This is a genomic window from Sphaerisporangium fuscum (assembly GCF_018531465.1).
GTDB classification, from domain to species: Bacteria; Actinomycetota; Actinomycetes; order Streptosporangiales; family Streptosporangiaceae; genus Sphaerisporangium; species Sphaerisporangium fuscum.
The window spans coordinates 64,904-89,191 of the sequence record NZ_JAHDTF010000035.1; the positions used below are offsets into that span (position 1 = coordinate 64,904).

General features: G+C 71.1%; 24 protein-coding genes. 13 read left to right on the forward strand and 11 right to left on the reverse strand.

Features of this window, described 5'->3' with window-relative positions; translation table 11 throughout:
• Positions 1 to 76 precede the first annotated feature (76 nt).
• Positions 77 to 901: an SDR family NAD(P)-dependent oxidoreductase gene (locus KIK05_RS37025; RefSeq protein WP_214415526.1), complete on the forward strand. Its 825-nt coding sequence runs from the start codon at positions 77 to 79 to the stop codon at positions 899 to 901.
• A gap of 101 nt (positions 902 to 1,002) precedes the next feature.
• On the opposite strand, the gene KIK05_RS37030 is transcribed toward KIK05_RS37025, so the two are convergent.
• Positions 1,003 to 2,886 (reverse strand): NAD(P)-binding protein, encoded by a 1,884-nt coding sequence (locus KIK05_RS37030; RefSeq protein WP_214415527.1) that lies wholly within the window; start codon positions 2,884 to 2,886, stop codon positions 1,003 to 1,005.
• Between the two features lie 385 nt (positions 2,887 to 3,271).
• On the opposite strand from KIK05_RS37030, the gene KIK05_RS37035 reads away from it, so the two are divergent.
• Together KIK05_RS37035 and KIK05_RS37040 are read left to right on the forward strand one after the other, a co-directional pair.
• Entirely contained in the window at positions 3,272 to 3,472 is a 201-nt protein-coding gene (locus KIK05_RS37035; protein WP_214415528.1) for an NfeD C-terminal domain-containing protein, read from the forward strand.
• A 30-nt stretch (positions 3,473 to 3,502) separates the two neighbouring features.
• Positions 3,503 to 5,035 carry an SPFH domain-containing protein gene (locus KIK05_RS37040; RefSeq protein ID WP_250564066.1) on the forward strand — a complete coding sequence of 511 codons (1,533 nt, stop codon included), beginning with the start codon at positions 3,503 to 3,505 and terminating at the stop codon, positions 5,033 to 5,035.
• 244 nt (positions 5,036 to 5,279) lie between these two features.
• Here KIK05_RS37040 and pdxR read toward each other — a convergent pair whose 3' ends face one another.
• Complete coding sequence (pdxR, locus tag KIK05_RS37045; protein WP_214415529.1) at positions 5,280 to 6,704, reverse strand: MocR-like pyridoxine biosynthesis transcription factor PdxR; 1,425 nt, start codon at positions 6,702 to 6,704, stop codon at positions 5,280 to 5,282.
• A 47-nt stretch (positions 6,705 to 6,751) separates the two neighbouring features.
• On the opposite strand from pdxR, the gene KIK05_RS37050 reads away from it, so the two are divergent.
• Both KIK05_RS37050 and KIK05_RS37055 read left to right on the forward strand, forming a co-directional pair.
• Positions 6,752 to 7,528: an isocitrate lyase/PEP mutase family protein gene (locus tag KIK05_RS37050; protein WP_214415530.1), complete on the forward strand. Its 777-nt coding sequence runs from the start codon at positions 6,752 to 6,754 to the stop codon at positions 7,526 to 7,528.
• Positions 7,529 to 7,777: 249 nt separating this feature from the next.
• Positions 7,778 to 8,644 (forward strand): class I SAM-dependent methyltransferase, encoded by an 867-nt coding sequence (locus KIK05_RS37055; protein WP_308250269.1) that lies wholly within the window; start codon positions 7,778 to 7,780, stop codon positions 8,642 to 8,644.
• A 19-nt stretch (positions 8,645 to 8,663) separates the two neighbouring features.
• On the opposite strand, the gene KIK05_RS37060 is transcribed toward KIK05_RS37055, so the two are convergent.
• Positions 8,664 to 10,076, reverse strand: coding sequence for an alpha/beta hydrolase family protein (locus KIK05_RS37060; protein ID WP_214415531.1), 1,413 nt, complete (start codon positions 10,074 to 10,076; stop codon positions 8,664 to 8,666).
• 79 nt (positions 10,077 to 10,155) lie between these two features.
• Between KIK05_RS37060 and KIK05_RS37065 the strand changes: the two genes are divergently transcribed.
• The 3 genes from KIK05_RS37065 (at position 10,156) to KIK05_RS37075 (ending at position 12,482) form a co-directional block, all read left to right on the forward strand.
• On the forward strand, positions 10,156 to 10,743 hold the full coding sequence (locus KIK05_RS37065; RefSeq protein WP_214415532.1) for an ArsR/SmtB family transcription factor: 588 nt from the start codon (positions 10,156 to 10,158) through the stop codon (positions 10,741 to 10,743).
• Between the two features lie 93 nt (positions 10,744 to 10,836).
• A complete protein-coding gene (locus KIK05_RS37070) occupies positions 10,837 to 11,466 on the forward strand; it encodes an RNA polymerase sigma factor (protein WP_308250270.1) in 630 nt (209 codons plus the stop codon).
• Positions 11,463 to 12,482 (forward strand): CU044_5270 family protein, encoded by a 1,020-nt coding sequence (locus KIK05_RS37075; protein WP_214415533.1) that lies wholly within the window; start codon positions 11,463 to 11,465, stop codon positions 12,480 to 12,482. Before KIK05_RS37070 ends, KIK05_RS37075 begins: the two co-directional genes overlap by 4 nt.
• A 57-nt stretch (positions 12,483 to 12,539) precedes the next feature.
• Here KIK05_RS37075 and KIK05_RS37080 read toward each other — a convergent pair whose 3' ends face one another.
• A complete protein-coding gene (locus KIK05_RS37080; protein WP_214415534.1) occupies positions 12,540 to 12,875 on the reverse strand; it encodes a nuclear transport factor 2 family protein in 336 nt (111 codons plus the stop codon).
• Positions 12,872 to 14,305: an MFS transporter gene (locus KIK05_RS37085; RefSeq protein ID WP_214415535.1), complete on the reverse strand. Its 1,434-nt coding sequence runs from the start codon at positions 14,303 to 14,305 to the stop codon at positions 12,872 to 12,874. Before KIK05_RS37085 ends, KIK05_RS37080 begins: the two co-directional genes overlap by 4 nt.
• Before the next feature lie 157 nt (positions 14,306 to 14,462).
• Here KIK05_RS37085 and KIK05_RS48445 point away from each other — a divergent pair, with 157 nt between their 5' ends.
• Together KIK05_RS48445 and KIK05_RS37095 are read left to right on the forward strand one after the other, a co-directional pair.
• On the forward strand, positions 14,463 to 15,176 hold the full coding sequence (locus tag KIK05_RS48445; protein WP_308250271.1) for a TetR/AcrR family transcriptional regulator: 714 nt from the start codon (positions 14,463 to 14,465) through the stop codon (positions 15,174 to 15,176).
• A gap of 157 nt (positions 15,177 to 15,333) precedes the next feature.
• Positions 15,334 to 15,789 carry a group II truncated hemoglobin gene (locus KIK05_RS37095; protein ID WP_214415536.1) on the forward strand — a complete coding sequence of 152 codons (456 nt, stop codon included), beginning with the start codon at positions 15,334 to 15,336 and terminating at the stop codon, positions 15,787 to 15,789.
• A 79-nt stretch (positions 15,790 to 15,868) separates the two neighbouring features.
• On the opposite strand, the gene KIK05_RS37100 is transcribed toward KIK05_RS37095, so the two are convergent.
• The gene (locus tag KIK05_RS37100; protein WP_214415537.1) at positions 15,869 to 16,270 is read right to left on the reverse strand and encodes a carboxymuconolactone decarboxylase family protein; all 402 of its coding nucleotides are present in this window, start codon (positions 16,268 to 16,270) and stop codon (positions 15,869 to 15,871) included.
• 119 nt (positions 16,271 to 16,389) lie between these two features.
• On the opposite strand from KIK05_RS37100, the gene KIK05_RS37105 reads away from it, so the two are divergent.
• On the forward strand, positions 16,390 to 17,343 hold the full coding sequence (locus tag KIK05_RS37105; protein WP_214415538.1) for a LysR family transcriptional regulator: 954 nt from the start codon (positions 16,390 to 16,392) through the stop codon (positions 17,341 to 17,343).
• Here the strand turns inward: KIK05_RS37105 and KIK05_RS37110 are convergent.
• On the reverse strand, positions 17,294 to 18,142 hold the full coding sequence (locus KIK05_RS37110; RefSeq protein WP_214415539.1) for an alpha/beta fold hydrolase: 849 nt from the start codon (positions 18,140 to 18,142) through the stop codon (positions 17,294 to 17,296). The genes KIK05_RS37105 and KIK05_RS37110 overlap by 50 nt on opposite strands.
• A gap of 81 nt (positions 18,143 to 18,223) precedes the next feature.
• Here KIK05_RS37110 and KIK05_RS37115 point away from each other — a divergent pair, with 81 nt between their 5' ends.
• Positions 18,224 to 18,808, forward strand: coding sequence for a TetR/AcrR family transcriptional regulator (locus KIK05_RS37115; protein ID WP_214415540.1), 585 nt, complete (start codon positions 18,224 to 18,226; stop codon positions 18,806 to 18,808).
• Here KIK05_RS37115 and KIK05_RS37120 read toward each other — a convergent pair.
• Positions 18,791 to 19,528 (reverse strand): CGNR zinc finger domain-containing protein, encoded by a 738-nt coding sequence (locus tag KIK05_RS37120; protein WP_214415541.1) that lies wholly within the window; start codon positions 19,526 to 19,528, stop codon positions 18,791 to 18,793. The genes KIK05_RS37115 and KIK05_RS37120 overlap by 18 nt on opposite strands.
• 88 nt (positions 19,529 to 19,616) lie before the next feature.
• Between KIK05_RS37120 and KIK05_RS37125 the strand changes: the two genes are divergently transcribed.
• Positions 19,617 to 20,552, forward strand: a complete 936-nt coding sequence (locus tag KIK05_RS37125) for a 2-dehydropantoate 2-reductase (protein WP_214415542.1) — start codon at positions 19,617 to 19,619, stop codon at positions 20,550 to 20,552.
• An 8-nt stretch (positions 20,553 to 20,560) separates the two neighbouring features.
• On the opposite strand, the gene KIK05_RS37130 is transcribed toward KIK05_RS37125, so the two are convergent.
• The 3 genes from KIK05_RS37130 to KIK05_RS49170 form a co-directional block, all read right to left on the reverse strand.
• A complete protein-coding gene (locus KIK05_RS37130; protein ID WP_308250272.1) occupies positions 20,561 to 21,067 on the reverse strand; it encodes a protein-tyrosine phosphatase family protein in 507 nt (168 codons plus the stop codon).
• Positions 21,068 to 21,129: 62 nt separating this feature from the next.
• Positions 21,130 to 22,644: an MDR family MFS transporter gene (locus KIK05_RS37135; protein WP_214415543.1), complete on the reverse strand. Its 1,515-nt coding sequence runs from the start codon at positions 22,642 to 22,644 to the stop codon at positions 21,130 to 21,132.
• A 180-nt stretch (positions 22,645 to 22,824) separates the two neighbouring features.
• Positions 22,825 to 24,246, reverse strand: a complete 1,422-nt coding sequence (locus tag KIK05_RS49170; RefSeq protein WP_214415544.1) for an ATP-binding protein — start codon at positions 24,244 to 24,246, stop codon at positions 22,825 to 22,827.
• Between the last annotated feature and the right edge of the window lie 42 nt (positions 24,247 to 24,288).

A 24,288-nucleotide genomic window follows, 5' to 3' on the forward strand; every position in this document is an offset into this window, starting at 1 on the left:
ATTTGGGGGGAAATGCACCTCCGGAAGATCGCTCAGAAGGCTAGCACCGATAGAGTTCCGGCGTACGGGAGGTCAGATGATTACTGTGATTACGGGGGCGAGTTCGGGCATCGGTGCGGCCGCCGCGGAAGCGCTTGCACGAGCCGGACACGACGTCGTCCTCGTCGGCCGCTCGCGCGCCAAACTGAACGCCGTCGCCGACCGTATCGCCCGCGCGTCGGGCCGTCGTCCCGACACCGCCACAGCCGACTTCGCCTCTTTCGAGGAAGTCACCAGGCTAGCCGCCGACCTCCTCGACCGCTACCCGCGAATCGACGTCCTCGCCAACAACGCGGGCGTGATGTCGACCAGGAAACGCCTCACCCGCGACGGCCACGAGCTGATGGCACAGGTCAACCACCTGTCGCCGTTCCTGCTCACCAACCTGTTGCTCGACCGCGTCAGACGCTCCGGCGGCCGGGTGATCACGACGTCCTCACGCGCCGCGCGCAGCGGGCGCCTCGACCCCTCCGATCTGGACCGTTCCCGCAGACGCTGGAGCGCCTGGCTGCAGTACGGCGACACCAAGCAGGCCAACGCCCTGTTCACGACGGCCCTCGCCCGGCGCGGGGTCGCCGCCACCTGCTTCCACCCCGGCGTGATCCGCACGGACTTCGCGCCCGACAGCTTCTTCATGAAGCTGCTCATGGTGCTGCCCGGTACCGCCCGCACGCCCGAGGAGGGCGCCCGTACGCTGGTCCATCTGGCGACCACGGGCGACGGCGCCAAGCACCCCGGACGCTTCTTCGTCGACAGCGCGCCCGCCTCCGCGCCCAAGAGCATGTCCGACCCGGCCCTCGCCGCCGCCCTCTGGGACGTCAGCCTGTCGCTCACCGGCCTGTCCGCCGGCGAGAAGATCTGAGCCGGAGCCCGCCGCCGCAGGTTGTTCGCTCACCGGTCACCGGCCGTTCCCCGAACACGTGGTACTCCTGATCCGCCGCCCGAGCCCGTCACGCTAGACCTCTACGCGTCCTCCAGGTCGCGGACGGCACGGTAGGCCGAGCTGACGGCGGCGTCGGCGTCCGCGCCCGGGACCGAGTCGGAGTTCGCGATCGCGATCCGCCCGAAGCGCCGCCGCGCGGTGTCCGCCGGGAGCGGGCCGTCGGGATAGAACGCGTCCCACGGCCGCACGTACTCCGGCGCGTAGCCGTGGCCCCAGCGGTGGACGGTGAGCGCCTCGATGTCACGGGCCGGGTCGAAGCCGTAGGGGCCGAGCAGCCGCGCCAACTGCTCGCGCACGCGGTACTCCATCGCCTCGTACGGCGTGGCGAGCAGGGTGCGGCGCCCGGCCGCCGCCGCGTCCCTGGGCGCCATCCCGCGCCGGGCCGGGGGGTGGACGAGATGGACGGCGATCGGCTCGTCCGGCGACCTCGGGCAGCGGTAGGAGGCGGTGCCGACCGGCGGCGCCAGCTCGGCGGTCACCCAGTACGCCCCCGTGAAGCGCGCCCGCCGGACCCCCGCCTCCCGGAAGGCGCGCCAGTCGCGCAACTGGGCCGTGGCGTGCACCAGCGGCATCTTCACCGCCTGCCGCATCGCCTCCTTCTGCTCGGCGGGCAGGTCGTCGACCAGGTAGGGGATCATCGCGTTCCAGCAGGCCAGGACCACTCCGCCCGCCCGTACAGTGCGCACGCGGTGGCCGTCGAAGTACCCCACCGTGGCCCCCCGCACGTCGTTGCGGGCGAGCACCACCGGGCTGGACAGCCGCACCCGCACCCGGTTGCCGGGACGGTCGAGGGCGCCGAGGTCGAAGGAGGCCGTGGTGATCCCGTCCGCCGAGGCGGCGGTGGCGAAGCCGGGCACCATGCGCGCGATCATCATGCGGACCAGGGCGTCGGCGCCCTCGGGCCAGTAACGGACGTCGGCGTCCCTGGCCCCCCACCGCCGCGCCACCCCCGGAGAGTTGTACGGCGAGGGCTCGGAGGCGTCCAGGCCCAGCCCGGCGAAACCGGGGTAGGTGAACGGGCCGGCGGACGCCCACGCGTCGATGGCGCCGAGCACGTCGGACCCGTAGCCCCAGGTGGCGCTCGGCATGGTCTGGCAGAACCTCACCACGTCGGGGTGGACGCGGCACACCTCTCTCAGGAACCCCGCGTAGGTGAGCCCGGCCAGCAGCTCCTTCTTGCGGCCGTCCGGCAGGCCCGGCAACCAGTCCGGCGGGTCGTCGAACAGCCTCACCAGGTCCCGGCGGGCCTCGGCGGCGATCGGCAGCCCCGCGACCCACCGCTCCGTCGTCCCGCGCGGGTCGAGCACCACGAGCCGGTCGGCGCCGAAGGTCTCCCGGTCGCAGAAGACGGCATCGTGCATCCCCAGCCGAGGGTAGAGAGAGGTGTCCAGCCGCCGGCCCGCCTGGGTGAGGTCGACGCCGAGGTCGGCGAGCAGCGCGGTCCCTTCGGGCGACCAGGTGGACGGCGCGTACAGCGAGCCGGAGCCGCCGTGCCCGATCAGCGGGTCACCGCGTCCGGCCGGGTGGAACACGCTGCGGCGGGCGTGGCCGCCCACGTCGTCGTGGTTGTCCAGGACGAGCACCCGCGCCCGAGGGTGGCGCCGCGTCCAGGCGTAGGCGGCGGCGACGCCGCTGACGCCCGCGCCGGCCACCACCAGGTCGTAGCTCTCGCCGGTGGGTTCCGGCGTGCCCGCGCGCTGCCAGAACCTCCCGTCGCGCACCGCGTGCGGGACGCCGATCGCGTCCGGTGTGTTCCCCCGGAGCCCGTGCGGCCGGGGCGCGGGCCGGGGAACCGGTAAGACGGGGCCGGTCCCGGCCCGCCGCCGAGGCGCCCTGAGTGCGGCGCATCCGGCCGCCGTCGCCACGCCGTCGAAGAAGTCGCGGCGGGAGATCTTCCGGTCCATTCCGAGCCCGACTGATGGACGGCCATGAGGGGATGGTTCGGCGTTCGATCGGGCCCGGAAATCTCCGCCAACTGGGAAATCAGCCGTCATTCCGCGATCATCACCCCAGGCGACGAAGAAAAGGAGCATGCCGGTGAGCGCGCGCCGAGTCTTTTCGCTTTCATTGCACGCGGCGTAAGGGTGGGAGATCCTGCTTTAGGGCTGATTCGCGGCCCTTGACGGGAACGCGGCGATCAGGCCGCACGTTGGGCGAGATGAAGGCGAGACGCGCGAACGGTCGACGTCGCGGCGAAGTGCTCGGGGCGCTTCACCGGCGACGATGGGACGGGGCGACGGGGGCGCCGTTCGCGTTCGCGGTCGATGTCGGACGACGGGGTGTGCACAGGTGGTCGGCAGGCAGGGCAGGGTGACCGGCCGGATAGGGCCGGGCCTTGTGGGCGAGGTGATGGTGCCGATACGCGGGGGCGTCGAGGCCTTCTACGCCTATCCGGCCCTGCCCGACGAGGAGATATCCGTGGGCACTGTGATCATCGTCGTCGACTACTCACCGCCACGCACGGTCTACGTGGCACGCGCGATCGTCTGATTCTCCCTTCTTCCTCACTTCGGAGGTCTCATGGCCACCATGGAGCCGGCCCTCTGGGCGGGCGGCGTCGTCGTCCTGCTCGGCATACTGATCTTCCTCTTCCGCGCGGTGTGGCGGGTCGCCGAGCCCAACGAGGCGCTGATCATCTCCGGTCTCGGCGCGCGCAGCAGGAACGAGCTCGCCGACAGTCTCGGCTTCAAGATCGTCACGGGTAAGGGCACGGCGGTGCTGCCCGGCTTCCAGACGGCGCGGCGGCTCAGGCTGGACAGCCGGGCCACCAATCTCGAAGTCAAGTGCGTGACCCAGCAGGGCATCCCCGTGCAGGTGCGCGGCGTCGTCATCTACAAGGTCGGCGACGACTTCGCCTCGATCGCCAACGCCGCCCGCCGTTTCCTCGACCAGCAGGACAGCATGAGCGGCGCCATCCACGAGCTGTTCACCGGCCACCTGCGCTCGATCATCGGCAACCTGACCGTCGAGGACCTCATCCTCAACCGTGAGCGGCTGACCGGCGAGACCCGCGGCAGCGCCGCCGACGAGATGAGCAAGCTCGGCCTGGTCGTCGATTCCCTCCAGATCCAGGAGATCGAGGACGAGACCGGGTACATCTCCAACCTCGGCAAGCCGCACGCCGCCAAGGTCGCCGCCGCCGCCCGCATCGCCGCCGCGCAGCGCGACCAGGAGGCCACCGAGGCCGAGCAGATCGCGGCCGCCAAGAAGGCGTCGGCCGTCCGCGAGTCCCAGATCCAGCAGTCCGGCTACCAGGCCGAAGTCGACCAGGCGGCCGCCAAGGCACGGCAGGCGGGCCCGCTGTCGGAGGCGACGGCGCGGCAGGAGGTCGTCGTCCAGGAGACCCGGGCCGCCGAACTGGAGGCCAAGCTCGCCGAGCAGCGTCTCCAGTCGCAGGTCCGCAAGCCGGCCGACGCCAAGGCGTACGAGACGGTGACCCTCTCGCAGGCCGAACGCGACGCGCGCATCGCCCAAGCGGAGGCGGAGGCCAAGGAGACCGAGCTGCGCGCCGCCGCCCAGGCGTCCCAGGTCAAGCAGGCCGCCGCGGCCGACGCCGAGTCGGTGCGACTGCGCGCCGAGGCGGCGGGCGCCGCGGCCAAGGCCACCGGTGAGGGCGACGCCGCGGCGGCGCAGGCGCGCGGTCTGGCGGAGGCCGAGGCGGCCAAGGCCCGCGGTCTCGCCGAAGCGGAGGCCGCCAAGGCCAAGGGCCTGGCGGAGGCCGAGGCGATCAGGGCCCGCTCGCAGGCGCTGGCCGAGAACCAGGAGGCCGTCATCGCCCAGCAGCTCGCCGAGAACTGGCCGGCGATCGTCGAGGCCGCGTCGAAGGCATTCGGCAACGTCGACCACATGGTCGTCCTGAACGGCGCGCAGGGCATCGAGGAGATGCTGGCCAAGGCCCTCACACTGGGCGGCACGGGACTCGGCCTGGCCCGGTCCCTTCTCTCCGGCGCCACCCCGCCGAGCCTGAACGGCGAGCCGGCGGTGAACGGCGTCGAGCGGGTGACCGTCAACGGCGCCGAGCCGACGGCCGTCAAGCCCGCCGACGGCAGCTGATTCGAGGCCGCCGCTCCGGGACCCGGGTCGCGGGGCCCCGGAGCGGCCCTCGCCGGGACGTCCCCCGCCACGCCTGCTCCAGCACTCTTCCGTAACTCCGCTCGAGTGGTGGTTTCTCTCGGTTGGGAGGGTCGTTCGCTCCGGTTGAACTGGTGCTTCGATCGGCGCCGGGTCGGCGGGAGGAGGTGCGGTGAAGTCGGCGCTGCTGTACGTCGGGTAAGCCGGCGAAGCGCCCGCCCCCGCGCTAGCTCCTGCCGCCCGCGATGCCGAGGACGGCGGTCAGGGTGTCGAGCGCCGGCGAGTACGCCGACTCCGGTGGGGTGCCGTACCCGACGATGATCCCCTGCGGGTGGTCGCCCTTCCGATGCCAGTGCCCGGCCAGCCCCTCCAGGGCGAGGCCCCGCGCCGCCGCGCGGGCGAGCACCTCGGCCTCGTCCGGCCCGCCCGGCGGCAGGCCGACCAGCACGTGCAGCCCTGCGGCGACCCCGCGCACCGCCACCCCCGACAGGGACGGCGGGCCGAGCCGCTCGACCAGCAGGTCGCGACGCCGGCGGTACCGGATCCGGCAGGAGCGGACGTGCCGGTCGTAGTCGTGGCGCCTGATCAGATCGGCGAGCACCAACTGCCCGAGCCCCTCGGTGTGGTGGTCGGTGTGCAGCTTGGCGTCGGTCACCGGGCCGACCAGGCGCGGCAGGAGCACCAGCCACGCCAGGCGCAGCGCCGGCCCGAGCGTCTTGGACGCCGTGCCGATGTAGGCAACCTGGTCGGGGGCCATCCCTTGGACGGCGCCGACCGGCTGCCGGTCGTAGCGGAACTCGCCGTCGTAGTCGTCCTCGATGACCAGGCCGCCGCCGTGCCGCGCCCACTCCGCCAGCGCGTGCCGGCGCGCGGGATGCAGGGTCACGCCGGCCGGGTACTGGTGGGCGGGGGTCACGACCACCGCGCCCACCTTCTCGTACGACGGCCCGCCGAGCAGGTCGGTACGCGCGCCCTGCTCGTCCACCGGCAGGGGCAGCACCTCGGCGCCCGCCCGGCGCACCACGTCGCGGTGGAAGGACAGCCCGGGGTCCTCCATGGCGATCGCGGGCCTGCCGCTCGCGGCCACCAGACGCGCCAGCAGGGCCAGCGCCTGCACGTACCCGGTGGTCACCACGATCTGGCCGGGGACGGCGAGCACCCCGCGCGTGCGTCCGAGGTACTCCGCCAGCGCCCCGCGCAGCTCGGCGGTCCCCTCAGCCGGACCGTAGTCGTACGCCGAGGCGGGAGCCGCGCCGAGCACGCGCCGGGTCGCCCGCAGCCAGGCGGCGGTGGGGAACCCCGTCACGTCCGGCCGCCCGGGGCGCAGGTCGTACAGGGGAGCCGCCGGGTCGTGTCCGGGGCGCGGGGAGTCCGCACGGCCGGGCGTGACGTCGGCCACCGAGGTGCCGGCGCCGCGGCGCGCCGTGAGGTACCCCTCGGCGATGAGCTGGTCGTAGGCGGCGCTCACCGTGCCGCGCGACATGCCGACCTCGGCGGCGAGGGCGCGCGTGGAGGGAAGTTTGGTGCGGGGAGCGAGACGGCCGTCGCGGATGGCGTCGCGCAGCGCGTGTTCGAGGCCGTTGCGCCGGCCGTCTGCCGGGTCGATCTCGACATGCAGGTCGACACCGAAAGTGGCCCATTGTTTCGACACGTGAGTGGATATTATCGCCGGGCCACCACCTCCCTAGCATGAGCGCCATGACTGTGCTGAACCACGACGCGGCGAAGGCGGCCACGCTGCGCGCGCTCCACGTCCCCGGCGACCCTCTCGTGTTGCCCAACGCGTGGGACGCCTCCTCCGCCCGCGCCGTCACCGAGGCCGGTTTCCCCGTCGTCGCCACCGGAAGCGGTGCGATCGCCCGCGTGCTCGGCTACGACGACGGGGAGGCGGCGCCGGTCGCGCTGGTGCTCGACGCGGTGGCGCGCATCGTGCGGGCGGTCGACGTACCGGTGACCGCCGACATGGAGCGGGGATACGGCCTCTCGCCGGCCGAGTTGGCCGAACGGCTCGCGGCGGCCGGAGCGGTCGGGCTCAACCTGGAGGACTCCGACCCGCGGACGAAGGAGCTGGTCGACGCCGGCGAGCAGGCGGAGTTCCTGGCCGCGGTGCGCGCGGCCGCGGGCGCCGACCTGGTGATCAACGCGCGTGTCGACACGTACGTGCGGCCTTACGCGGGGACGTCCGAGGAGAGGCTCGCCGAGACGGTCGAGCGGGGACGGGCCTACCTGCGGGCGGGGGCGGACTGCGTCTACCCGATCACCGCCGAGAGCCCCGACGGGATCAAGACGCTGGTCAAGGAGATCGGCGGCCCGGTCAACGTGATGTCCCGCCCGGGTGCCCCCTCACTGGCCGAACTGGCCGCGCTGGGCGTCGCCCGGATCAGCTTCGGCAGCGGCCTGCAGGCCGCCACGCAGCGGTACCACGCCACGCTGCTCTCGGCGATCAAGGCAGGCCAGAGCCCGTACGACGCCTAGCTCCCCCCAGCCCTCGCCTCTCTCTCGCTTGCAGGCCGTCGCCCCCCGCGCCTCTTCCCCGCTTGGGGGCTTTTCCTTGTCGGCGCCGAGGGGTGGGAAGGTGTACGGCGAAATCGGCGCCGTCGTACGGGGGGGCAACCGATCCCTTTTCATGCCTCGGGGTGTTGTCGCTGAAATGTAATCTGTTATCTCTTATAAAAGATTTTCTTTCCTGATATACTGCTAAAAATCGTATGTATTGTCTCCGACGTGAATCACAATGGAGAACCCAGCCGTACGGCGATGACCGCCGCGGCGGCGCGCGCCGCGCATCTGATCGTCGACCGGGAACCTCGAATTTTCCCCGACACGCTGGCTTGCCGCCTTCTGGGCGCCAAGGCCGAAGAACTGCTCGGTTACCACCGTGTCCACGGAAACCACCCCGTCCTGGCCGGTGCGCGGGCCGCGACGGTCACCAGGAGCCGGTACACCGAAGACCGCCTGGCCGAGGCCGTCGGCCGTGGTGTCACCCAGTACGTCGTCCTCGGCGCCGGCCTCGACTCCTACGCCTACCGTGCCGATCCCATGAGCGGAATCCGGGTCTTCGAGGTCGACCACCCGGCGACCCAGCAGTGGAAACGCGGCCTCCTGGCGGAGGCGGGCATCGTGCCCCCGGACATCGTCACCTTCGTCCCCGTCGACTTCGAAAGCGAGTCGCCGGCGGACGCCCTCGCCCGTCACGGGTTCGACCTCGCCAGGCCCGCGTTCGTCGGCTGGCTCGGTGTCGTCATGTACCTCACCCGTGAGGCGCTCGGGCGGACCCTCGACGTGATCAGCGGTCTCGCCCCCGGCACCGAGATCGTCCTGGACTACATGCTCCCCGAGGGGCTGCGCGACGAGGCGGGGCAGGGGTACGTCGACGCCGTCATGCCCGTGGCCGCCGAAGGCGGTGAGCCGTGGCTGGGCTTCTACACCCCGGACGAGATGTCCGCGCTGCTCGAGGAGCACGGCCTGCGGGTCGTCGAGCAGGTCGGCCAGCGGGAGTCGGTCGACGCGGCCCTGTGGGAACGGACGGACGCCCTCCGTCCCCACGTCCTGTCGGTGCTCGCCCACGCCCGCGTGCCGGCGGGCTCCTGAGAACCGCGGCACCGATCCGTCACGGGAGCAGGAGCCCCCAGTAGACGGCCCAGGGAAGGAACACCAGGCCGCCGAGGGTGAGCAGGCCCAGCCGTACACGTTCTCCGCGAGCGTCCCGGGTCCGCAGCCAGGCCTTGGCGGTGATCACGGTCGCCGCCACCGAGGCCAGCGCGATCGCCTGGAGCGCCAGCCAGACCAGTGGACGTCCCGCCACCACGGGTCCGGGAGCGGCCAGCTTGCCCCCTGTCAGCACCAGGTAGAACAGGTAGCAGAACGAGCCGAGCACCGACACCAGCCCGCCGGCGCTGAGCAGGCGCGCCGCCCGCGTGACCGGCGGCCGTCGTACGCCGCGAAGGCGCCGCACCGACGCGACCACCGGGTACGCCGTGAAGGCCAGGAGCATCAGCGCCAGGGCGGCCACCTGCGCCGCGGCCGACTCCCACCAGGCCGGCGGGGGCACCGGGACGGCCGGGGAGATCTGGGTGGGGGTGGGGCCGGAGACCTGCGCGGTGGGGTACCGGCCGGCGGTGACGTCCGCCACCCATGACCCGACCAGGCCGGCGTAGCCCGGGGCCAGCTGAGGGAGCCGGGTGACCCCGCCGTCCGGGGTCCGGTGGGCGGCGTGGTCGGCGTCGGCGAAGAAGCGGATGGTGTAGTGCCGGTTGCCGCCCTGTTCCAGCCCGCGGGCGAGCAGCGGCGGGGTCTGCCTGGGGGGCGTCAGCAGGTCGGCGGTCCCCCAGATGGCGAGTACCGGCTGTCGTACCGCGGCCAGGGTGGGGCCGGGTTCGTACCAGGGCTCGGGGAACAGGCCGCCGTCGGCGAGTGTCCGGTACAGGTTGAACTCCGCCCGGTCGACCAGCGGGCCGGACACTCCCGCCTTGAGCAGTCCCGCCGCCACGGCCCAGGTCTGCTGGCGCAACGGCTGCAGCGCGTTGGCGCCGACCAGCACGACGAACGCGATGTCCTTGGAGCGGGAGGCGGCGATCGGCGCGACCCAGCCGCCTTCGCTGAGCCCCCAGATGCCGACCTTGCGCGAGTCGACGCCCGGTTGCCGGCGGAGTGCGCCGACGGCCCCGAGCGCGTCGTCCGCGAGCTGGGAGTACGACCGCTGGAACAGCGAATAGCCCACCGACCGCTTGTCGTAGATCAGCACGGACAGGCCCTGGCGGGCGAACTGGACGGCCTCTTCCATCAGCTTGGTCCGTGGCGTGCCCGTGCCGGCGCCGTGGACCAGGACGATCCCCGGGTGGCCGGGCTTGGCCGAAGTGGGTGCCAGGACCGTGCCGTGCATGGGGAGGCCGCCGGCGCCGTGGAAGTCGACCTCCGCGGTGGTGAGGTCGGCGGGTACGGCGGGAGGCGGGGCGGCGAGCGCCGCCGCGGGCGTGCCGAGCAGGCAGGCGGCGGCGAGGAGCGCCGCGAGGATGCGTCTCATGTTGCCGAGACTAGTCTGCAGAGAAATCTCGGCAAACAGATATCTGCAGATATCCTTCTGGAGAAGTAGAGTGGTCGTCATGAAGGACGAGGAGCCGTTCCTGCTCGACGACCCGGGCCGGCTGAAGGCGCTGGCGCATCCGATGCGCCGACTCATGCTCCGCCACCTCAACAGGTACGGTCCCGCGACGTCCACCACGCTGGGCGAACTGCTCGGCGCCAAGACCGGCACGACCAGCTACCACCTGCGGCAGTTGGAGAAGTACGGCTTCATCGAGGAGATCCCCGAGCGGTCCACCGGCCGCGAACGCTGGTGGCGCCGGGCGGCGGGCCGTGGTGACCTGCGGCTGCCCACCCCTGACCAGATCTCCGAGGGAGATCGGCAGGCCCTGGCGGAGATCCACCGCACCGGCATGGAGGAGGACCGGGAGCTGTTCGAGCGCTTCCCGGAGGCCTACCTGCGCGAACCCCGCTGGGTCAAGGGCTCCCGTGGGTTCGGGTGGATGACCGAGGAGGAGTTCGACGCCTTCTTCGAGGCGTACGTCGCACTGTTGAGACGGCACGCCCACCGCGCCGAGGACGCACCCCCCGGCGCCCGCCCGATGCACGTCAGGCTCTTCGCCCTTCCCGCCGACTCGGCCGATCAGAAGAAGAACACCTCACCATAGGGGCCGGCCCGGCACCGTCATCCCGGCTGGGAACCCGCTTCAGGTGTCCGGATAAGTACGGTCGTGACATCGATTCCCCACGAGGAGCCGGCCTTGGCGGGTTTGGGCCTCCACATGACCGGGTCGGCACCGCCGCGAATACGTGAGCACGCGCCCGGGTCGGACTCGGCGGTCATCGAGGCGTCCCTGCGCGAGCCGGAACGGTTCGCCGAGCTCTTCGACCGGCACGCCGCCGTCCTCCACCGGTACGTCGTCCGTCGCCTCGGCCCCGACCACGCGGAGGACGTGGTCGCCGAGGCCTTCACCAGGGCGTTCGAGAAACGCCACAAGTACGCCTTCGACCGCCCCGACGCCCTGCCCTGGCTGTACGGGATCGCCACCAACATCATCGGCACCCACCGCAGAAAAGAGGTACGCGGCTACCACGCCCTCGCGCGTACCGGAGAGGACCCGGTCGCGGTCGCCTTCGACGAACAGGTGGTCGCCCGCGTCACGGCCTCGGCCACCCGCGAACGGCTCGCCGCCGCCCTCGCCAAGCTCGGCCGGGGCGAGCGCGACGTTCTGTTGCTGATCGCCTGGGGTGACCTCAGCTACGAGGAGACGGCGACAGCGCTGGACGTGCCCATCGGCACCGTACGCTCCCGCCTCTCCCGTGCCCGCCGCAAGATCGCCAAGGCGCTCGGCGGCACCAATCCCACCGACCTGATCGAGGAGACACCGTGAACGACCTGGACATCGTCCGAGACCTGCGCTCCCAGGTCCGGCAGACCGATGAACGTGATCTGCACGGCGCACGCTCGCGCTTGTTGGCCTCGATGGTCACCGCACCACGTACCCGGACGGTCCCCCGAGCCGTGTTCCGAGTGGCCGCCGCCGGCGCCCTCGCCCTCGCGATCTCCGCGGGCGTCACCGTCGTGCAGAACCTCGGCCCCGACGCCACCCCCGGAACGGGCACTGTCAGCGTTCCCGCTTGGGTCCCGGTGGCGAACGCCGAAGTGCTCGCGAAGCGGGCGACGGCTGCGGCGGCGGGTCAGGAGGACGTCTACCCGCGAGCCGACCAGTGGATCTATGTGAAGAGGGACGTCACCACCTCGCCCAAGCTGCCCAAGCCGGACGTGGCGCCGCTCGGCGGAGGGCAGACAGGCTCGCACTACACGATGGAGATGTGGATTCGGGGTGACGGCAAGGAAAGGGCATGGCGGGGCGAAGGCAGCGAGACGATCACGAGGATCCGTGGGGGGAAAGATCCCGCGCGTCGGTACGACCCTGACTATCTGCGCTCCCTCCCCTTGGAACCGTCCGCCTTGCTGGAGCGCCTGAAGAAGGATACGGAAGACGTCACGCCTCTACGTGGCGCACAGGCGGTGTTCTCGCAGGTCTCGCTCATCCTCCAGCAAGGAGCTCCGCAGGCTCGCCTGCGTGCCGCCCTCTACACCGTCCTCTCACAGCTGGACGGCGTCGGCGTGGATCAGAAAGTACGTGATTCGGTGGGCAGGGAAGGCATCGGAATCTACAGAGACGAAGATCAGGGCGACACCGCGGACCCCGAAGACCATACGAAATGGCGGCGTGAGTTCATCGTCGACCCGGAGAGCTACGCCTTGCTCGGTGTGCGCTCGGTGTACCTCGGTGGGGCGAAGCCGTCGTCCCCGTTCGCCAAGCTCACGCCGGGCGAGGATGTCACCTCGGTCTCCCAGGTGGCCTACGGCATCGTCGACCGCGCTGGAGACGTCCCGTAACCGATGTGGCCGGTCGGTGCCCCTGACAGAAGCAGGGGCACCGACCGGCGGCGATCCTCAGCCGAAGTAGTTGTACGCCCGCCGGATCCGCCCGCCCTCAAGAGCGAGCAGGCCGTACCCGGTGGCGACCGGCGAGGACTCCTCGCCCAGATACCAGGTGTACAGCACCGAGTCGTTGTGCTCGCCGATCACCCGGCCGGGGCCGAGGACGAAGTCGCCCAGCTTCTCGCGCGCCGCGCCGATCGCCTCCACCACGGCGTCGCGCCCCTCGGCCGTCCAGTCGGGGTCGAGGACGACGGCCTCCTCCGTGAACAACTCCCTGATGGCCGCGTCGCGGTGGTCGCGGTCCAAGTCGTTCCAGATCTCGAAGTACTTCTGCACGATCTCGCTCATCGAGCTGTCTCCTCTTCCCGAACAGCGGTGGTCTCCTGTACGGCCGCGGGCTGCCGCTTGAGGAGGAAGGCAAGGAAGGCTCCGAGGACGGCGGCCCCGCCGGCGACCCAGCCGGACGTCCGCAGCCCGTCCACGAGGGCGGTCACCGGCGGCGCCGCGCCCAGTCCGGCGTTGGCGACGGCGACGAGGACGGCCAGGCCCACGGCTCCGCCGAGCTGCTGGGAGGTGGTGGCCAGTGCCGAGGCGACGCCCTGCTCCTCGGGGGCGACTCCACTGGCCGCCGCGACGAACATCGCGGTGAACGTCGCACCGCCGCCGACGCCCCAGACGACGATCCCGGGAAGCACCCCCCACAGGGAGCCGTTCGCGGACATGCCGGTGGCGAGCGCGGCGATGCCGATGCCGTTGACCAGCATCCCGGCGAAGAGCGCCGGGCGTACGCCCCATGCCCCGATCAGCGCGGGTCCGAGTTTCAGACCGGCGACCACCGACAGCACGGTCACCGGGACGAAGGCGAGTCCCGCCTCCAGCGCGTTGTACCCGAGCCCGTTCTGCAGGTAGGTGGTGAAGATGTAGTACGCCCCGCCGAGCGCGCTCTGGAAGACCAGGATCACCGCCATCGCGGTGGCCAGGCTCCGCTTGCCGAGCAACCGCGGGGGGACGAGCGGGTCCCGCGTGCGCCTCTCGACCACGACGAAGGCGATCAGCAGCAGGACGCCGGCGGCGAGCGCGCCGGCGCCGCGTACGGTGCCCCAGCCGACCTCGGGCCCGCTGACCAGGCCGAACACCAGCAGGCTCGACCCGATGGTGGCGATGGCGGCGCCGAGGAGGTCGAAGCCGCCGTCGTCGCGCCCGCGTGCCCGGTCGCCGTCCAGCAGGCTCGGCGCGGCCAGGAGCGGGACGAGCGCCAGCGGGACCATCACGAACAGCACCCAGCGCCAGCCGCCCGCCTGGGTGAGCACGCCGCCGAGCAGAGCGCCGGCCGCCAAGCCGCCGCTACCCGCCGCCGACCATACCGACAGCGCGCGCACACGGTCGGGGCCTTCGGCGAAGCCGGTGTTGATGAGCGACAGGGTCGCGGGGGTGAGCAGCGCGCCGCCGAGGCCCTGTACGGCGCGGGCGGCCACCAGCGCGGCCGGGTTCGGCGCGAGCCCTCCGGCCAGGCACGCCAGGCCGAACAGGGCGAGGCCGAGCATGAACATGCGCCGCTGTCCGAGCCGGTCGACGGCCCGCCCGCCGAGCAGCAGGAACCCGCCGAACCCGACGGCGTAGGCGCTGACCACCCATTGCAGTGACTGGGCGGTGAAGCCGAGGCCCTCGCCGATGTCGGGGAGGGCGACGTAGACGATGTTGTAGTCGAGGGCGACGATCAGTTGTGTGAACGCCAGCAGCGCCAGCCGGGGCCCGGCGCGCCGCCGCGAAGGGGACATGGGGGTGACCACAGGCGTGACTCTTTCCTGTGCGTGTGCTGGACGTTGGGGGTCGCCGATGACGGCGAGCGATGCAGCGTGGTACACGGCAGGCATTTACTGAACGCCGTGTAGTTTCAACACGCCGAACATTAGCGCAACGCTGTACCCTGTCAAGGTGGTAGAGCGGAACCTCACCCGCCGGGAGCGCCTCCGGGCGGAGACGTCGGCCGAGATCAAGACGATCGCGCTCAAGCTCATGGCGGTCGGCGGCCCCGACGCGATCTCGCTGCGGGCCATCGCCCGCGAGATGGGCATGACGGCCGGCGCCATCTACGGCTACTACGCCACGCGCGACGACCTGATCACCACGTTGATCGACGACGTGCACACTTCGCTGGTCGACACGGTCGAGGCGGCCCGCGACACCAGGCCCGCCGGAGACCCGGCCGGACGGCTGCTGGCCTGGGCCGAGGCGTTCAGGAAATGGGCCTTGGCGAACCCCGAGGGGTTCCGGCTGATCTACGGTGACCCGGTGCCGGGCTACCAGGTACCCGAGGGCGGCGCGGCGCCCGAGGCCGAATACCGCACCTGCACCGGTCTCACCGGCCTGGTCGCCGGCGCCTGGGACCAGGCTTCGGCGTCACAGCCCGCCGACGGCCACGAATGGTCGGACTTCGACCCCCACCTGGTGGCCATGGTCCGGGAGGCCTTCCCCGGCCTCCCCCCGGCCGCGGTGGCGCTGGCGCTGCGGGTGTGGGGTCGCATGCACGGCCTGGTCTCCCTGGAGATCTACGGCCACCTGCGCGACAAGCTCCACGACCCCGAGACGATCTACCGCGCCGAAATCCTCGACCTCATCAGATCTCTGGGCCTCTCGGCCCCCGAGTGAGCCGCGCCCCTACCGGGTCACGCCGAGCCGAACCGGCGCGGGATCCGATGACGGATGAACTCTCGCGTCCGGGCTGGAGCGCGGGATACGATCCGGCACGAGATCCCGTTCGTTGACAGTGCTCCCTTGAATGCGACGACTCTCCGGATGGACGGCAATGACGAGTCTGTATGCGCACGCCGGCGGCGACGAGGGGTTACACCGGCTGGAAGAGCTGTTCTACGCCAAACTGCTCGCCGATCCCACTCTCAAGGCCCTCTTCCCCGAGGCCAAAGCCCATCACGTGAAGCACCTGACCTGGTTCACGGCCGAATCCTTCGGCGGGCCTGACCGGTTCAGCCGGAACCTGGGCTTCGACTACATCATCCAGGCACACCGGAACCTCCTGATCACCGAGGAGCAGCGGCGGCGCTTCGTCGAGCTGTACATGGAGGCGTTCGACGAGGCCGGACTGCCGGATGACGCGCCCTTCCGTGAGGCCGTGCGTGAGCACGTGGAGTTCGGCTCACGGGTCGCTCTCCAGAACTCCGTCGCGGAAACCGACGCCGACCTCCACCCTCTGCGCCACGTCCCCCGCTGGACCTGGGCCGGCGACGACTCCCCGGAGCCGTGACCCCGGGAAGTGCCCCCGCTCGTGGAGTGCGACCTGCGGCATCGGGCCGTCATCGGTGCACGGACGGCTGCGCCGGGCGTCACCCCACGTTCGTGATCGGGAGCAGCCCCCGTTCGGCGAAGACCTTCTTGGCGACGAGCGTCGCGTTGATGGCCCGGGGCATGCCGCAGTAGACGGCCGAGTGCAGGAGCGCCTCGGCGATCTCCGTGGGCGCGAGGCCGACGTTCAGCGCGGCGTTGATGTGCACGTCCAGCTCGATCTCACAGCCGCCGAGCGCGGTCAGCACGCCGAGGGTGACCAGTTGCCGGTCGCGGGGCGGCAGCTCGGGACGGGCGTACATGTCACCGAACGCCCACGCGACCACCTGGTGGCCCAGCTCCGGTGAGGTGTCGGCGAGGGAGTTCACGATCCTCTGCCCCGCCTCTCCGTCGACCTGCTCCAGGACCTTCATGCCGTACTCGTAGCGTTCCTCACGGTTCATGGCTTTTCTCCTTATTTCGGTGGTTCGCCCGATTGCGCTGCCTCAAGCCTCGCCTAGCCACCGCCCCAAGCTGCCCTCAGAGCATGAATCGCTATGCTTCCTATGCCTTGGAGGTATGGATGGATCTCAGAGTGCTCGGTTACGTGGTCGCGGTCGCCGAGGAGGGAAGCGTCAGCGGGGCCGCCCGCCGCCTGCACCTGACCCAGCCGACACTGAGCCGCCAGCTACGTGAGCTCGAACGACAGCTGGGCGTCGAGCTGTTCACCCGCGAAGGCCGGGGGCTGGCGCCGACGGCAGCGGGGGAGGCCCTCGTGTGGCGGGCGGCCACCGTGCTGGCGGAGGCCGAGGGTGCCCTGGAAGACGTGCGGCTGGCGGCACAGGGGCTGACCGGACGGCTGACCGTGACGTTCGCCGGCTCGGGGATCAACGGGCCGCTCGGCGGGGCGCTGGGGCGGGTACGCCGGGAACTGCCCCGCGTCGACCTGCGCCTGGAGGAGAGCTTCAACGACGCGGAGATGTCGGCCGGGGTGCTGGACGGGCGCTTCGACGTCGCCGTCCAGCGGCTGCCGATGCGGGACGCCCGGCTGACCGCGCAGGCGTGGTGGCGGGAGCCGCTCACCCTCTTCCTGCCCGCCGGCCACCCCCTCGCCCACGCACCCGAGCCGGCGCCGCTCTCGACGCTGGGACGGATTCCGCTGGTCATCTGGCCTCGGGACGTCTCCTCCCGCTCCTACGACGAGATCATCGCCCTCTGCCACCAGGCCGGCATCGTGCCGCGGATCGGCGCGGAAGGGCGGAGCGTGCAGACACTGCTGGCCCTGGTCGCGGCCGGGTTCGGCGCCGCCGTGCTCGCCGACTCCCACCGCGCCCTGCGCCGGGTCGGCGTGGCCGCCCGCCCCTTGGCGGACACCTCCACCACCCTCTACCTCGTCTGGCGCGCGGCCGACACCAACCCGCTCGTCAACCGCTTCCGCGACGTCCTCACCACCCTCGCCCACCCCACCGCAACCTCCACCGCCTCTCCTACCGCCCCTCCTCCGTCTCGTGCAGGAAATCGAGGATGGTCCGGGTGAGGGTTTCCGGCTGGTCCTCCGGGATCAGGGTGTAGCTGTCGTCGATCTCCACGAGCCTGGCGCCGGGGAGCAGTTCGGCCAGGCGCCGGCCGTGCTCCCGAGGCATCAGCCGGTCCTCGCGGGCCCAGGCCACCAGGACGGGCCGGTCGAACCAGCGCATCTCCTCGGCCAGTTCCAGAAGCTTCTGCCTGGAGGGGATCGACCCGCAGTACTTCGCCAGGTCACGCCTGACCTCCCGCACCGTCTGCGCCGGCCGGAACCATGCGTCCATGACCTTCTTGGGCACCGGCCGCTTCGACATCCACCCCCACCCGCCCGGCCCCCGGCGCATGGCCCGGGTGCGTAGCAGCTGCATGGTCAGGTAGAGCCCGCCCGGCACTTTCGCGGCGAGCGCGATGGCGCGCCCGGGGATGCCCGGCGGGTAGTTGTCGAACGCCTCGCAGGCGCAGAGCACGAGCCTGCCTATCCGCTCGGCGCGGCGCTCGGAGATCAGCATCTGGGCGCCGCCCCAGTCGTTCAGCACCAAGGTGACATCACGCAGGTCGAGACGTTGCAGGAACTCCTCCACCAGCAACGCCACCCCACGCAGCGACAGGTCGGCATCGGCGCGCATCGGCCGCCGGTGGCCGCCCAGCGGCAGGGTCGGCAGCACACATCGGTAGTTCTCCCGCAGGCCGGGGACGACGTGCCGCCACACCGAGCCGTCCATGGTGAGGCCGTGCAGGAGGACGACGACCGGCCCGTCGCCCCCCGTGTCGTCGTACTCCACCGGCCCGGCGGACAGCTCGATCTGAGGCATGCGGTGCTCCTCGTGGTAGTGATTTGATAGATCGCTCTAGCGTGACCGTAATCTATAACCAGGACCCGAGGGGAGCGACAGGTGGCAGGCACCAGAGACCGCATCATCGACGCGAGCGCCGAGCTGTTCCGGCGCAACGGCTACACGGGCACCGGGCTGAAGCAGATCGTGGCCGAGGCCAAGGCGCCGTTCGGCTCGATCTACCACTTCTTCCCCGGAGGCAAGGAGCAGTTGGGCGGTGAGGTCATCCGCTCGTCGGGCGCGATGTATCTCCAGCTGTTCACGGCCGTCATGGACGCCGCGCCCGACACGCTCACCGGCGTCCACGACTTCTTCGCGGGGGCCGCCGAGACCCTGATCGAGACCGACTACGCCGACGCCTGCCCGATCGCGACCGTCGCGCTGGAGGTGGCCAGCACCAACGAGCCGCTGCGCCAGGCCACGGCCGAGGTGTTCGGCAGCTGGATCGACGCGGGTACGGAACGCCTCACTCGTGACGGCATCCCCCACGCCGAGGCACGGCGACTCGTGATCTCCCTGCTCGCCGGCCTGGAAGGCGCGTTCGTCCTGGCCCGCGCCCTGCGCAGCACCGAGCCGGTGGAGGTCGCGGGCGCCACGGCGGTGGCCTCCGTACGCGAGGCCCTGTCGTCAGGCCACGGGCCGTGAGCCTCCGCCACGCATGCGGGAGCGGTAGCCGGCGATCTTCACGAGGTTCCCGCAGCGCTCCATCGAGCACCAGCGGCGGCGGCGTGCCTGCGAGTCGTCCAGGAACAGCAGTGTGCACTCCGGGTTCTCGCACTCCTTGACACGAGCAAGGAGCGGACCGCCGACCAGCAGTACGGCGTCCCGGGCCACGGTCGCCAAGGCGGCCTGGACGGGCTGCGCGGCCCGCCAGTTCAGGGCGGTCAGGCCGCCGGCGCCGCCGAGGGTCAGTTGTGGCGCCAGGTCGGCGCGGGCGGCGGTCTTGTTGACCTGCGCGACGTCGGCGGGATCAGGTACATGACCGCCCATGGCCGAGAAGAGCACCCGATGGAGCGCCTCACGCAGGGCACGGGCTGCCGTCAGGTCTTCGCCGGTGGCGTGCATGTGACCCGCCGCGGTCTGACCGGCGTCGCCGGACCCGATGAGCGGGCCGCCAGGGCGTACGTCCTCAAGTTCTTCCGGCAGGTCGCCCGCGCCCGCGTCCGCGTCCTGCGGGTCCGCCCGCAGCCCCGCCTCGATGATCCAGCGCGCCAGGGCGTCCGGGTCCGGCAGCCGTTCGATGCGCTCGGTGCGGCGCTTGCCCAGGGTGGCGACGAAGTTCAGGCAGGGGCGCCCGCCGACGAAGGGGAACGCCATCACCGGGTCGACGGAACTCGCCGGGGCGGGGGCGGGTGAACGGCTCATGCTCCGGTCCTCTCGATTGACACCGGTTCATATGGTGTCACATGATGACACCCTCTCAACCAGTGTCACCGAAGGAGTTCGCGCGATCATGAAGATCCTCGTCATCGGGGCCGGTGCGACGGGAGGCTTCTTCGGCCTCAGGCTCGCCCAGGCCGGCCGGGACGTCACGTTCCTCGTCCGTCCGCGCCGTGCCGCGGTCCTTCGCGAGCGGGGACTGCGCCTGACCGGACTGGGAGCGGACGAGGTGATCGCCCCCGCGCTCGTGACGGCGGGTGAGATCACCACGCCCTACGACCTCGTGCTCGTCTCGGTGAAGGCGCGCGCTCTGCCGCCGGCACTCGACGACGCCGCTCCGGCGGTCGGGCCGCACACCGCCGTCGTCCCCTTCCTGAACGGGATGGCGCACATGGACGTTCTGAACGCCCGCTTCGGACCGTCCGCCGTGCTCGGTGGGGTCGTCAAGGTCATGACCACCGTCGACGAGGCGGAGGACATCGTCCAACTCGCGCGGATCGGCGCCATGACGATCGGCGAGCAGGACGGTCGCCCGTCCCGCCGGCTGGACGAGATCGAGCGGACGCTGGGCGGTGCCGGCTTCGACCTGGACCTCTCCGCGGACATCATCGGGGCGATGTGGCACAAATGGGTGTTCATCAGCACCCTCGGCGCGCTGACGTCACTGCTGCGTGGCACGGTCGGCGACATCGTCGCCGTCCCCGGCGGCGAGCGGCTCGGCCCGGCCATCCTCGCCGAAGCGGCCGCGGTGTCGGCGGCGGCCGGGTATCCCGTCCCGGACGGTGCGCTCGCCGTCACCACGGCGATGGTCACCCAGCCGGGATCCAGGGATTCGGCGTCCATGTCCCGGGACCTGGCCGCCGGTTTCCCCACCGAGGTCGAGCAGATCCTCGGCGACCTGACGGCACGAGCCCGGACGTTCGGGGTGGACACCCCGCTGCTCGACCTCGCCACCCTGAACCTGCGAGTCCACGAGAACCGCCTCGCCACCGCGGAGGCCCTCGTATAGCCGGGACTTCAGGCGGAGGCGGCGACTCGCTGGAGGAAGCGGTGCTGGGCCCGCGACTCGACCGCTTTCGCGTCGTAGGCGCCCCGCACCCATGCGACCGCCTCCGCCGGGGACGTCCCCTGAAGGACGGCGAGAGCGCTCAGGGCGGTGCCGGTACGGCCACGCCCGCCCCCGCAGGCGACCTCGACCCGTTCCCCGGCTCGGACGCGCGCCAGGGTCTGGCGTAGCTGGACGATCGCCTGTTGCGGGTCGCGAGGCGCGGAGAAATCAGGCCAGTCGACCCGTTCGTACGGCCAGGACGGCGCCCACGGCCGCAGCCCGACCAGGTACCGGCCGTACAGATTCGGCCGGTCGAGAGGGTGCCCCAGCAGGTACAGCCCGAACTGCGGCACGGGCTCGGGCGCAGGCGTGTCCCGGAGCCCCCTTGCCAGTACCGCCCCGCCATCCGGCAACTCGACCGCCTTGACCTGACGCCCGCCCATCGCACCCCCGGCTCCCATGGCTTGTACCGCCACCCCATCATCCTGCCGCCAGGGAGCCTTATCCGATCGTTCCGCTGTGAGGGAAAGCGCGACGGTCAGTCGAAGGTCAGTTCCTTGGTGTGGCGCGGCATGAGGAGGATGGCGGCGACGCTGAGGACGGCGACGGCGGTGAGGGTGAGGAAGATGTGGTGGCTGGCGTCGTAGAGGGCGCCGCGGATGAAGGACGCCGTGGGGGAGCCGGCGGCCGAGCTGCCGAGAACGAGGCTGGTGGCGTCGAGGCTGGCGGGCAGGTGGCCGGCCACCGAGGCCGGCGGGTGGGCGAAGCGGTCGGCGAGCGTGGCGTTGGAGATCGCCCCGAGGATGGCCGCACCGACCGCGCTGCCGATGGAGCGGCAGAACATGTTGGTGGCCGTGACGACGCCGCGCCGGTCCCAGCCGACGACGGACTGGATGGCGACCATGGTGGGGCTGGAGGCGAGTCCGAGGCCCGCGCCGACGACGAAGCAGGCCACCGCGACGAACCAGATGCTCGAGTCGCGGGCGAGCAGGGCGCACAGGATGGCGCCGACGACGACCACGCCGCTTCCGATCAGGGCGGTGTCACGGAACCCGATGCGCATGTAGATGCGTCCGGAGACGGTCGCGGCGAGCGGCCAGCCGACGGTGAGCGCGGCGAGCGCGAAACCGGCGACCAGGGCGCCGGTGCCGAGCACCCCCTGCGCGTAGGTGGGCACGTACGAGCTGAGGCCGATCATCAGCGCGCCGACGCCCAGACCGACCAGGTTGCCACCGGTGAGGACGCGGTGACGGAAGACCCACAGCGGCAGGATCGGCTCCGCCGCCCGGCGTTCCACCAGCACGAACGCGACGATCATCACCAGAGCCGCCGCGAAGATGCCGAGGCTGGGCGCCGATCCCCAGCTCCACGCGACGCCGCCTTCCAGCAGGCCCAGGATGGCCAGGGAGGAGCCGCCGATCAGCAGCACCGCGCCGAGGTAATCGATCTTGTGAGAGCTGCGCGTCACCTTCTCCTTGAACCGCCGGGCGAGCATCCAGGCGGCGACGGCGCCGAGCGGGAGGTTGATGAAGAAGATCCAGCGCCACGAGACGTACTCGGAGAACAGGCCGCCGAGGGTCGGGCCGATGACGGCGGAGACACCCCAGACGCTGGCCACGTACCCCTGCACGCGGGCGCGTTCCTCCACCGAGTACAGGTCGCCGACCATCGTGATGCTCATGGGTTGCACCGCGCCGGCGCCGATGCCCTGCAGTGCGCGGAACACGATGAGCGCGGGCATGCTCCACGCGACACCGCACAGCATCGAGCCGAGCAAGAATACGGCGATGCCGAAGAACATCACCGGCTTGCGCCCGAAGATGTCGGCGAACTTGCCGTAGAGGGGGACCGTCACCGCCTGCGTGAGCAGGTAGATCGAGAACAACCAGGGGAACTGCGAGAAACCGCCCAGATCACGGACGACGGAGGGCACCGCCGTCGCGATGATCGTGCTGTCCAGGGCGACCAGGCCGGTGCAGAGCATGATTGCGGCGAGCACCGGACCGCGCTCCGACCTGAGACCGATGCCTTTCGAGGTGGTTACCGTCGTCACGTCGGCCACGTTCTCCTTAGCGCGTCGTGGAACAGGGCGACGCACCCGGCCGGCGCGCGCCGTCACGGAAGTAAGCGAACGTCTACATGGTCACTTACATTCCCGCTCGCCCGAAGTTGTACGGTCTGTCCGTGGTAGACCTTCCGAGAAGCTGCGCGCCGGCACACAGATCGCCCCTGGTCAGCGCGGATACCGCCAGGCCGTGACGAGGTCGTCGGGGCCGTACACAGTGGCCATTCCGCCACACGAAGCACCGCTTCGGGAGGCCACGATCAGGGGCAGGGGGTTGTCCGTGAGCCTCGCGCGGTGCTGGATCAACTTCTGAAGGTCATGATTGTCGAACGGGCTCTCCAGCCACTTGATCGATCCGATGAAGTGGAGTTCTTTCGCTACGGGAGCGCGGTCGGCTCCGACGATGTCTATCTCGACGTCGTTGCTCCGTGTCCAGTACGAGCCGATCGCCGCGGCCTGCGGAAGCCGTCCGTCGGGCGCCAGGCGGGCCAGCGCTTCGCGCACCAGGGGCTCGACGGCTCTTCCGCGCCAGCTGCTCCAGCCCGCGGCGACGCGCCGCACGGTGAGGTCTCCACGCCGCCGCTCGATTTCCGGTATGTGAGGCTGGAGGAAGTAGAGCCAGAATCGGAGGTATGCGTCGCTGATCCGGTAGCGACGCTCCTTCGACGGGCGGGTGCTCAGGGGAACGTCCGAGACGACGATGCCCTTGGCCGTGAGGACCTCGACAGCGCGAGTGAGCGTGGAGTGCGAGATGCCCCCGGCCGCTCGGGCGATGTTCACGAACGTCCGCTCTCCGCTGCCGATGGCCTCCAGCACTTCTCTGGCCATGGCCTGCCCGGGAAATTCCGCGGCCAGCATCCTCTCTCCTGAGACGAGCAGGGCCGAGACGGGATTCATCAGCGCCTCGTGGAGGTACTCCCACAACGACGTTCCTGGCCGCCATTCGGCACACACCAAGGGAAGCCCACCGGTGACGAGCGCCGCGTCGAAGGCCGACTTGGCGTCCAGCCCGAGCATTTCCTGAATTTCTGCGGGATTGAGTGGTTTGACCACCATCTCGGTGCCCCGCTGGTGAAATGGCCGCTCATAGCTGTTGAGGGCCTCCATCATCGACAGATCCGAGCCGATGAGGATCAGGAGAACCGGCTTGCGGCTCAGGAACCGGTCCCAGGCCCGCTGAAGCATGCCCTCGAAGGCATCGACGCGCTCCATGAGGTAGGGAACCTCGTCGATCACCAGCACAGAGGGGGAGTCGTCCGGGACTATGTCGGCCAGGAGCTGGAGTGCGCCGTTCCAGTTGGCCGGAGGCGTCTCGGCGAAGACCGCGCGATCGGCCAGTTCGGAGGCCGCGACGTCGTCCATCAACTGCCGTAGCTCCTGCTCCTCGCTCGCCCGTGCGGCGGTGAAGTAGAGATACGGCAGGCCGGTGCGGCTCACGAACTCCTCGGCCAAGGCGGACTTGCCGATGCGCCTGCGCCCCCGCATCAGCACGCACTGTCCCGGTCGCGGTTCACCGATGGCCGCCGTCACTCTGTCGAGCAGGCTCCGCAGCGCCGCGATCTCCACCTCACGCCCGATGAACCGAGTCACGAGAGCAAGTCTATCGCTGGCGATACTATCGCGATGAATAGT

Excerpts from the sequence above, each read along its gene's own strand:
- KIK05_RS37025 (WP_214415526.1), top strand. The coding sequence starts at position 77 with ATGATTACTGTGATTACGGGGGCGAGTTCGGGCATCGGTGCGGCCGCC.
- KIK05_RS37030 (WP_214415527.1), bottom strand. The coding sequence starts at position 2,886 with ATGGACCGGAAGATCTCCCGCCGCGACTTCTTCGACGGCGTGGCGACG.
- KIK05_RS37040 (WP_250564066.1), top strand. The coding sequence starts at position 3,503 with ATGGCCACCATGGAGCCGGCCCTCTGGGCGGGCGGCGTCGTCGTCCTG.
- KIK05_RS37050 (WP_214415530.1), top strand. The coding sequence starts at position 6,752 with ATGACTGTGCTGAACCACGACGCGGCGAAGGCGGCCACGCTGCGCGCG.
- KIK05_RS37060 (WP_214415531.1), bottom strand. The coding sequence starts at position 10,076 with ATGAGACGCATCCTCGCGGCGCTCCTCGCCGCCGCCTGCCTGCTCGGC.
- KIK05_RS37065 (WP_214415532.1), top strand. The coding sequence starts at position 10,156 with ATGAAGGACGAGGAGCCGTTCCTGCTCGACGACCCGGGCCGGCTGAAG.
- KIK05_RS37080 (WP_214415534.1), bottom strand. The coding sequence starts at position 12,875 with ATGAGCGAGATCGTGCAGAAGTACTTCGAGATCTGGAACGACTTGGAC.
- KIK05_RS37085 (WP_214415535.1), bottom strand. The coding sequence starts at position 14,305 with ATGTCCCCTTCGCGGCGGCGCGCCGGGCCCCGGCTGGCGCTGCTGGCG.
- KIK05_RS37095 (WP_214415536.1), top strand. The coding sequence starts at position 15,334 with ATGACGAGTCTGTATGCGCACGCCGGCGGCGACGAGGGGTTACACCGG.
- KIK05_RS37100 (WP_214415537.1), bottom strand. The coding sequence starts at position 16,270 with ATGAACCGTGAGGAACGCTACGAGTACGGCATGAAGGTCCTGGAGCAG.
- KIK05_RS37105 (WP_214415538.1), top strand. The coding sequence starts at position 16,390 with ATGGATCTCAGAGTGCTCGGTTACGTGGTCGCGGTCGCCGAGGAGGGA.
- KIK05_RS37110 (WP_214415539.1), bottom strand. The coding sequence starts at position 18,142 with ATGCCTCAGATCGAGCTGTCCGCCGGGCCGGTGGAGTACGACGACACG.
- KIK05_RS37120 (WP_214415541.1), bottom strand. The coding sequence starts at position 19,528 with ATGAGCCGTTCACCCGCCCCCGCCCCGGCGAGTTCCGTCGACCCGGTG.
- KIK05_RS37125 (WP_214415542.1), top strand. The coding sequence starts at position 19,617 with ATGAAGATCCTCGTCATCGGGGCCGGTGCGACGGGAGGCTTCTTCGGC.